The sequence below is a fragment of the Oleiagrimonas sp. genome (assembly GCF_027858935.1).
Lineage (GTDB): Bacteria > Pseudomonadota > Gammaproteobacteria > Xanthomonadales > Rhodanobacteraceae > Oleiagrimonas.
The window spans coordinates 1-9,083 of record NZ_JAQIBU010000077.1 but is presented as its reverse complement, the minus strand read 5'-3'; the positions used below and the strand labels follow the sequence as shown (position 1 = coordinate 9,083).

Sequence of the window (9,083 nt, the reverse complement as noted above, 5' to 3'; positions counted from 1 at the left end):
TACGTCGATATCAACGACACCGAAACGCCACCGCCAAACGAATTCGTGCCGATGCAGAGTATTTGCAACAGCGTGACGTGGCATCTGATCCGCGAAGGACGGCCCCTGTACGGCAATATTGATCAGATCCGGGAACAGATCCGGGGACCCTTGATCCCGTCCGGGCCCGCCCCCGTGGACTGGCTGGGCGTGCCCCTGCTGCGCGGCAAGGAAGTGGTCGGAGCGCTTGTGGTCCAGAGCTACCACGAACACGCACGTTTCACCGAAAAGAACCGGGAGCTTCTCAGCTACGTCGCCCAGCACGTACAGACCGCACTGGAGCGCCGCCAGGCCCATGCCGATCTGGAACGGCGCGTGGCCGAACGTACCGAGGCCTTGCGCGACGCCAATCGTGTACTGCAGGACCAGGTCATCGAACGCCAGCATGGCGAGCGCCTGCAAAGCGCACTTTTCCGCATCGCGGAGTTGGCCAACACGGCCGAAAGCCTGGGTGATTTCTATGCCTGCGTGCATAAAATCGTGGGCGAGCTGCTTTACGCGCGCAACTTCTACATCGCAGTGCTCAGTGATGATGCACGCAAGCTGGACTTTCCCTATTGCGTGGATGAATCCGAATCCATTCCCCAGAGACGCTCGCTGGGACAGGGCCTGACCGAGTATGTGTTGCGCCAGGGCCACACCCTGCTGGCCGACCGCGTGCGCATGCAGAAATTGATCGACAACCATGAAGTCATTCCCAATGGCCCATCCCCCCATTGCTGGCTGGGTGTTCCGCTGATCTGCGATGAAAATACCGTCGGCGTGCTGGCTGTGCAGAGCTACTCGGAAAACCACACCTACAAGAAGTCCGACCAGGAGTTGCTCAACTTTGTCGCTTATCACATCGCCAACGCCCTCCAGCGCAAGCGCAGTTCGGAGTCCCTGAGACACGCCTACGCCAGTCTGGAACGCCGCGTGACCGAACGCACCCGTGCACTGGCACTGGCCAATCGCGACCTTCGCGAACAGATCGCCGAGCGCGAGCGCATCGAACGCCGACTCAAGTACGAAACCCTCCACGACGCGCTGACGGGGCTGCCCAATCGCGCCCTGCTTCTGCAACGCCTCGAGCAGGCCCTGCGGCGCTATCACGAGGACGACTCGCTGCGCTTCGCGGTGCTGTTCATCGACCTTGACCGTTTCAAGGTGATCAACGACTCGGTCGGGCACCTGATTGGCGACGATCTCCTTTTCCAGGTTGGCGCGCGCATCCGCGCCTGCGTCAAGGCCGACGACATCGTTGCGCGCCTGGGCGGCGACGAATTCGCGGTCTTGCTGGAAAGCTTCACCGACACCGGAAACATCTCCCAGGTCGCACAGCGCATCATCACCGAACTCAACAACCCGATCCGCCTGGGCAGCAAGGAGATGTTCACGTCAGCATCCATCGGCATTGCCCTGTCCGCAGAGCACTATCAACGCGCGGAAGAACTGCTGCGTGACGCGGACTCGGCCATGTACAGCGCCAAGGCCTCCGGACGCCATCGTGCGGCATGGTTCGATGACCATCTGCGGCGGACCGCGTTATCGGTGCTGGAAGTGGAAGGCGACCTTCGACGCGCCATCACCCGCAACGAGTTTGAGCCCTTCTTCCAGCCGATCGTGCGCCTGGATGACGGATCGATCCTGGGATACGAGGCCCTGATGCGCTGGCGCCATCCGGAGCGAGGCCTGCTGCTGCCGGATGCGTTTCTGGCCGTGGCCGAGGACAGCGGCTGCATCGAGGCCATTGACTGGCAGATCTTCGAGCAGGTGTTCGCGCGTGCCGGCTCGCTGTGCGGCGAGAACGGATTTGTCAGCATCAATGTTTCCGGCCGGCACCTGCGCACCAAGGATATCGACCGCCGCCTGCTGGACCTTTTGCAGGCACATGATGTCCCGCCCGACCGCCTGCGCATCGAGGTGACCGAACGCACCCTTCTGGAAAACCCCGAACACGTCAAGATGACACTCGAATGCCTGCGCACACACGGCATTACCGTCGCCCTGGACGATTTCGGAACCGGATATTCCTCACTCAGCTACTTGCACCAGTATCCGATCGAGGTCCTCAAGATCGACCGCTCGTTCACCGCGCGTATCGACAGCAATGATGCAAACGCGGATGACAAGCAGGGCTCGGCCATTTTCCGCGCCATCCAGGCGATGGCCGACTCCCTGCAGATGCAGGTCATCGTCGAAGGCGTGGAGACCGAAGCACAGCGCAAGATCCTGCTCGACCTGGGCTGCCGGTTCGCGCAAGGCTACCTGTTCGCCAAGGCCGAACCGTTCGAGCACTGGCAACCCGGGAGATAAATCCGGTCTTCGCCGCAGGTCTGGTTGAGGCCGATCAGTGGCTGCTGGAAGACGCAGGTGCCGACGGGACGACACTGAACAACCGCTCGACGTCCACGCGATCATAGCGATACTGCGCAGCGCAGAATTCGCACGTCACCTCGACCACGCCATCATTGGCTTCCAGCGCTGCATCCGCCTCCTCACTGCCCAGCGCTCGCAGCATGGCCTGCACGCGCTGCGCCGAGCAACTGCAGCCGAACGCCAGGGGTTGCGGGTCGAACAGGCGAACGTTTTCCTCGTGGTACAGGCGATACAGCAACTGCTCGACAGGCAATTCCAGCAATTCCGCGTTCGTCAGGGTCGTGGTCAGATGCTGCACGCGATCCCAGCCATCGGAATCGCCCGGAGCATCATGGCCGCCCTCGGCAGGCATCTTCTGCAGCAGCAGGCCGGCCGTTTCGTGTTCGCCCACGACCAGGACCAGCCGCGCCGGAAGCTGCTCGGAACGGGCGAAGTAGCCCTCGATGGCCTGTTCAAGACGCGCGTCCTGCAGGTCCACCAGTCCCTGGTAGCGGCTGCCGGTCTCGACGTTGCCGATAGTGATCGCCAGCGTGGCCTGCGGCAGACCGGACAGGTCGATGTCCGCGTCCCATTCGGCCCCGTCACCCGTACGGGCCAAGCCGCGCAACCTTCCGCGTTCGGTGCATTCGGCAAACAGCAGGCGCAGGTCGCCGCGGCTCTTGAGCTCCAGCGACAACGCGCCGTCAAACTTGATCGGGCCGGTCAGCAGTGCGCTGGCCGTCAGGCATTCGCCCAGCAGCGTACGAATCGGCGCGGCATAGTCGGCGCGAGCGGCCACCTCGCGCCAGCTGGCGCCCAGGCGCACCAGCACGCCGCGCACGCCGGCGCGTTCAAGCATGAATCGATGAAGTACATCGCGTTGCGTGGTCACGTGGTCATCCTCTTGCGAACCCGGAAAAGTGGGGCTTTCAGCCGCAATCACAAGCCCCGGACATGGACTGGCCCCTCGATCCACCGGCTACGGAGCGGTCCTTATACCTTTACACTTGCGTGCATGAGCGGCAAAAAGCGATTCTCCTGGAAGATCCTGCTTCGCGTAGTCGTGATTGTGGCGCTTGCCTGGATCGTGATCACTGAATCGATCGTGCTGGTGCTGCGCTTCGTACCGCCGCCCACCAGCGCCTTCATGATCGAGCGACAGCTCGGCGCTTGGATCCATGGCGAAAAGCACTTCACCCTGCACCACCACTGGGTGCCCTGGTCACGCATCAGCAAGCAGGTGCCGTTGGCCATGGTGGCCTCGGAAGATCAACGGTTTCCGTTCCACCATGGCTTCGACTTTCGCGCCATCCACAAGGCCATCGACACCGCCGAGGATGGCGGTCGACTGCGCGGGGCCAGCACCATCAGCCAGCAGACCGCAAAAAACCTGTTCCTCTGGGGCGGACGCAATTACCTGCGCAAGGGGCTGGAAGCCTATTTCACGGTACTGCTGGAAACGAACTGGCCCAAGCGACGGATCCTGGAGGTCTACGTCAACATTGCCCAGCTCGGCAACGGCATCTACGGTGTGGATGCCGCCAGCCATGCCTTTTTCCATACCGACCCGGCCCGGCTGGACCGCCACCAGGCCGCGCTGCTGGCCGCAGTGCTGCCCAATCCGCTGCGTTTGCATGCCGACCGCCCTTCGGCCTACGTGCAGGGCCGGGCAGACTGGATCATGCAGCAGATGGAGCAACTGGGCGGAACCGTCTACGTCACCGAAAAGAACCCGCCGCACCCGCGCGTGCGACACTGAGAGCCGACGCCGCGCCTTCCATGGAGCCTGCACCGATGCCGACCCCGACCCTCACCATCGTGGTCCCTGCATACAACGAATCCGACGGACTGGAAGGCTTTCACCAGCGCCTGCTGTCGGTACTCCAATCGCTCGAACTGTCCCCCCGGGTGCTTTACGTGGATGACGGCAGCCGTGACGCCACCTGGGACGTCATCACGGCGATCACCCATAAAGATCCCGTTGCGGAGGGTCTTCGCCTGTCACGCAATTTCGGCAAGGAGGCCGCACTCAGTGCCGGACTCGATCATGCCGATAGCGACGCCGTAGTGGTCATCGATGCCGATCTCCAGGATCCACCTGAACTGATTCCCAAGTTGATCGAGCAATGGCAGCAGGGCTACGACGTGGTCTACGCGACCCGCCAGTCACGCGATGGGGAAAGCCGTTTCAAGCGCTTCACCGCAGCCGTGTTCTACCGCAGCATGGAGAAGCTTTCGGACACATCGATCCCGCGCGATACCGGCGACTACCGGTTGCTCTCGCGTCGCGCCGTCGAAGCGTTGCGCGCCATGCCCGAGCGGCAACGCTTCATGAAGGGGCTTTTCAGCTGGATCGGCTATCCGCAAACCCGTGTCGTCTACCACCGCCAGGCCCGCCATCGCGGCCGCAGCAAGTGGAGTTACTGGCGACTGCTGAACCTGGCCGTCGAAGGCATTACCTCGTTCTCCGTCGCGCCCCTGCGCCTGGCGACCCTCACCGGCCTGGGTTCAGCCCTGCTGGCCTTCGTCTACGGCGCATGGGTCCTGGTCAAGGCGCTCATCTGGGGCGACCCGGTGCGCGGCTATCCGACCCTGATCCTGGTCATCCTGTTTCTGGGCGGCATGCAATTGCTGGCCCTTGGCGTGGTTGGCGAATACATCGGCAAGATCTATGCCGAGAGCAAGCAACGGCCGTTGTACCTTGTCCAGGAAAGCACGCGTATCGCGGCGAAACCTGCATCCTTGAAAGAATGCGTTCCGACTTCACCCGGATCGCGCTAGACTTTTCCTGCACACCACCGACAGCGACGGGAGCAGCTCATGCAGCAAGTCAGACATCTGTTGGAGAGCAAAGGCAACCAGGTCTATCGCGTTGAGCCGGAAACGCCGGTGCTGGACGTCATCAAGCAAATGGCCCAGCACGGTGTAGGTGCACTTCTGGTCATGCGCGGCGAAACGCTGGTAGGGATCGTTTCCGAACGCGATTATGCACGCAAGATCGTACTGCAGGGACGCTCATCGGCGAATACCCCGGTCAGCGAGATCATGTCCGGGAGCGTCATGACCATCGGACCCGATTCCAGCGTCGCGGACTGCATGCGCCTGTGCACGGACAGCCGCGTACGCCACCTCCCGGTGGTCGAGCAGAACCGGGTCATCGGTGTGGTCTCGATCGGCGATCTGGTCAAGGCCGTGATCGACGAGCAGGCCAAGGAAATCGAGCACCTGCAGCGCTACATCGCCGGCTGACCGCGGTTCAAGGCCCAGGACGTTCGGACACGCCTCCGGTTTCCGGCGCTTCCTCCAGCAAGTCGCTGGAGTGGCTCGCGCGCACGCCGATCCAGGCGGCCACGCCTGAAAGCCCGGCACTGATGGCCGCCAGTCCGGTCAGGGTCACGCCGATTCCACGCAGCAGATTGAGACTGGTCGTGACAAACAGGTCCCCGAAGCGCCAGACCGCCGTCTCGACAAAGTTCTTGCCCTTGTACCGCGCCTCGCGCGCAATCCGCGTGTACAGCGAATCGGTCGCCGGCTTGAGCATGCCGTACTGGGTCCCGCGTGCAACCACCTGCAACACCAGCACCAACGAGACGACGGTTCCGAACACGCGCATATCGCGGCCCCAGACCACCACCATCAGCAACAGCACCACGTTGACCAGCGCCGGGATCACCAACCCCCAGGTGACACTGAGCCGATACAATATCCAGCGGGTCAGGCTGATCTGCATCAATGCGCCAAGCACGTTGATGGCCAGATCCAGGTGTGCATACATCGCCGTGCGGGCGGCATCGCTGACGTAATGGGCCTTGGCATAATCGGCGACCAGGGCATAGGCCACCGTGCCAATGCCGTCGTTGAGCAGCATCAGCAGCGCCATGTTGCGCAGGAACGGTTGCGTCATTACCTGCCGGGCACCGGCCAGCAGGGAGCCGCCAATGGCTTTTGCTGATTCCCGCGAGGCGTCCTCGTCATCGCTGGACAAGCGAAGCAGCAGACCCAGGGCCACGGTCAGCAGTACCGCCGACACCACCAGCAGCGGCGCGACCCCAAGCACCTTGACCAGCAGCGAAGTGATGATCGGACCGGCCAGCGCGCCCGCTGTGCCTCCCAGCGCCACCATGGAAAACAGTCGCCGGGCCTGGTGGCTGGTCCAGATATCCGCCATCAGGCTCCAGAACAGCGAGACCACGAACAGGTTGAACACGCTGACCCAGACAAAGAACACCGTGCCCAGCAGCTTCGCGCCGATCTGGTCCTGGAACACGAACGCCGGCACGAAGGCCAGCAGGCAGACAATGAAGAAACTGTAGCTCCACAACATCAACTGGCGTCGCGGAAAGCGGGCGACCAGCATGCCGAAGACGGGTGTCAGGAGCAGCGTGGCGACGAAGGTGGCACTGTAGAAGATCGGCAGCGAGGTCGAGCCCACCGCGCCACTGAGCTGGTCGCGCACCGGACGGATGATGTAGTAGGCGGTCAGGATGAAGAAAAAGCACAGCGCCGAGAGCACCAGCGGGCGTGACTCCCGGGCTCGTATATCCAGGTGTTTCATCGATGCAGACCTGCCTTGCCTGAATCAATCCCGGGATGCATGCGCATCCTCGTCGTCCAGTGTCTCCAGATGCTGCAGCAGCGGCGGCAACGGACAATGCAGCGACGCGCAGATCACGCGCAACAATTCAGCCTCTTCGACCGTGACTTCGCCATCGGCGGACACAGCCGCAGTCAGCCCGCGCACCACCAGCATCTTGTCCACCGGCCGGATGCGATCAAGCCGGTCGAGCGCTTGATCCATGCGGGGGATCCATTCCTCCGGTGGGTCGTAACTGGCACGGCTGGAAGGCAGCGCTTCATGCATGGCGCTTGCCCATGCCTGGCGGGCCTTTTCCGGATCGGACTGCCCATGACGGGCGACGATGGCACACAGATCGCCGAACTCGGCCGCGGACTGGCGCAGGCGACCGGCCCCGGGCACGAATCCGCGTGCCGGATCCAGTGCATCATGCAGCTGCAGGTGCAGCAGCTTGACCAGGCAGTACTCGTGCAGGTCCACGCGATGGTCGGCATGCACCAGCGCATCCAGCGTCTGGACCAGCTGCATCAGGCGTGGACGCGGCTGCCGCTTGAGTTGCGGAAACGCCAGCCCGACCAGGGGTAGGCGCAGCATTGGATGCAGAATGGAAATTGGCGGCAACAGTGCCTCCACGCCCTCGGCCACGGCACTACCGAAATCACTGTCCACACGCAACAATTGGGCATCCCGCAGGCTTGCGTCGTCGGCCACCGCCAAGGCGAGCATCAACTCCAGCGCACCGCCCGCATCATGCACCGCCTGGGCCAGCACATCCGGCAATTGGCGCTGCATGTGGCCGGCCGCATGCATGTCCTGCACTCCGGGCTTGCCTACGCTTGCGCCGACTTTGGCCGCATCCACCTGCAGCGGTCGATCGCTGCGCGGAAGGCTCGTCGTATGTTCGGCAGACGCGGCGGTCACGGCACCGGAGGGCATGAACCCTGCGATCGAGGCCGAGGCATCCTGACCGGGCCGTGCACGGCCCGGTTGCTGCCAGGCCATGGCCAGCTGGCGGATCTCCTTGTCATCCCACACGCCCCCGAGTGCGCGGATACGCTCGGGCAACGGCGGATGGGTGGCAAACAGGCTGGAGAACCGACCTGCCTCGCCAAACAGCATGTGCGCCACTTCCTGGCTGTTGGCCGCGGCCAGTTTCGAGCCTTCCTCGAGTGCGGCGATCTTCTTCAACGCACCGGCAATGCCCGCCGTCTGTCGCGTGAATTGAACCGCCGAGGCATCCGCGAGGGACTCGCGCGATCGCGCCACAGCCGCCTGGATCAAGCGGCCGAAGAAATAACCGATATAGCCCACCACCACCAGACCAAGGCCGATCATCGCCACGTAGGCGGTATTGCCCTTGCGGGTGCGTACGCGGCCGCCCGAGTACAGAAACAGACGCCCGACGATGCCGATGAACAGGATCCCGAACAGCAACCCCATGAGCCGGATGTTCAGTCGCATGTCACCGTTGAGCACATGGCTGAACTCATGCGCGATCACGCCCTGCAATTCTTCGCGGGTGAGCTTGTCCAGGCAACCCTGGGTAACGCATACCGCAGCGTCTGACGGGGTGTAGCCGGCAGCAAAAGCATTGATGCCAGGCTCGGTTTCAAGCACGAAAATGTCCGGCACCGGCACCGAGGAGGCGATGGCGATCTCCTCGATCACGTTGCGCAGCTTGCGCCATGCCGGATTGGTGGTGTCCGGAGAAACCGCGGTCGCCCCCAGACTGCGGGCTACGGCTGCCCCGCCACCGCGAAGGCTCATGCTGCGCACCGTCGAAGCCAGGCCAATCACCACCAGCACGCCCAGGCTTACCATCACCAGCATCCGGGGATCGAGCGCGGCCCGGCCTTGTTCCGAGCCGGTGTAGCCCAGCAGCACCAACACCACCGCGTCGACCGCCGCGACCACCGCCAGCACGGCCACGATGAACAGCACCACCAGCCCCCGGCTGCTGCGCCGTATCCTGGTCTGTTGTGCGAAGAAATCCATTGCAGCCTCAGTTGAGCGACTGCGCCGGCAAAACCTGCCGGGACCGCATCAGTTGAAGGACACCTTGGGCGGCGCGGCTGCCTCGGGGTTTTCCAGGGCGAGCGGCTCTGCCGCCTGGAAACCGAAGTTGCCGGCA

The 9,083-nt window shown here is 63.3% G+C and carries 8 protein-coding genes; 5 read left to right on the top strand and 3 right to left on the bottom strand.

Features of this window, described 5'->3' with window-relative positions; all coding sequences use genetic code 11:
• The coding region (locus tag PF446_RS03035) for an EAL domain-containing protein (RefSeq protein WP_298069603.1) at positions 1–2,334 on the top strand (2,334 nt) is incomplete at its 5' end.
• A 34-nt stretch (positions 2,335–2,368) separates the two neighbouring features.
• On the opposite strand, the gene PF446_RS03030 is transcribed toward PF446_RS03035, so the two are convergent.
• A complete protein-coding gene (locus tag PF446_RS03030; protein WP_298069601.1) occupies positions 2,369–3,268 on the bottom strand; it encodes an Hsp33 family molecular chaperone HslO in 900 nt (299 codons plus the stop codon).
• Positions 3,269–3,391: 123 nt separating this feature from the next.
• Here PF446_RS03030 and mtgA point away from each other — a divergent pair, with 123 nt between their 5' ends.
• The 3 genes from mtgA to PF446_RS03015 are packed head-to-tail and all read left to right on the top strand — an operon-like array spanning position 3,392 to position 5,625.
• The gene (mtgA, locus tag PF446_RS03025) at positions 3,392–4,135 is read left to right on the top strand and encodes a monofunctional biosynthetic peptidoglycan transglycosylase (protein WP_298069599.1); all 744 of its coding nucleotides are present in this window, start codon (positions 3,392–3,394) and stop codon (positions 4,133–4,135) included.
• Between the two features lie 35 nt (positions 4,136–4,170).
• Complete coding sequence (locus PF446_RS03020; protein WP_298069597.1) at positions 4,171–5,157, top strand: glycosyltransferase family 2 protein; 987 nt, start codon at positions 4,171–4,173, stop codon at positions 5,155–5,157.
• 39 nt (positions 5,158–5,196) lie between these two features.
• Positions 5,197–5,625 (top strand): CBS domain-containing protein, encoded by a 429-nt coding sequence (locus PF446_RS03015; RefSeq protein WP_298069594.1) that lies wholly within the window; start codon positions 5,197–5,199, stop codon positions 5,623–5,625.
• A 7-nt stretch (positions 5,626–5,632) separates the two neighbouring features.
• On the opposite strand, the gene PF446_RS03010 is transcribed toward PF446_RS03015, so the two are convergent.
• Positions 5,633–6,931: an MFS transporter gene (locus PF446_RS03010; protein ID WP_298069592.1), complete on the bottom strand. Its 1,299-nt coding sequence runs from the start codon at positions 6,929–6,931 to the stop codon at positions 5,633–5,635.
• A 24-nt stretch (positions 6,932–6,955) separates the two neighbouring features.
• The gene (locus PF446_RS03005) at positions 6,956–8,896 is read right to left on the bottom strand and encodes a M48 family metallopeptidase (protein WP_298069590.1); all 1,941 of its coding nucleotides are present in this window, start codon (positions 8,894–8,896) and stop codon (positions 6,956–6,958) included.
• Between PF446_RS03005 and PF446_RS03000 the strand changes: the two genes are divergently transcribed.
• A partial coding sequence (locus tag PF446_RS03000) for a hypothetical protein (protein WP_298069588.1) occupies positions 8,883–9,083 on the top strand: 201 nt, incomplete at its 3' end. The genes PF446_RS03005 and PF446_RS03000 overlap by 14 nt on opposite strands.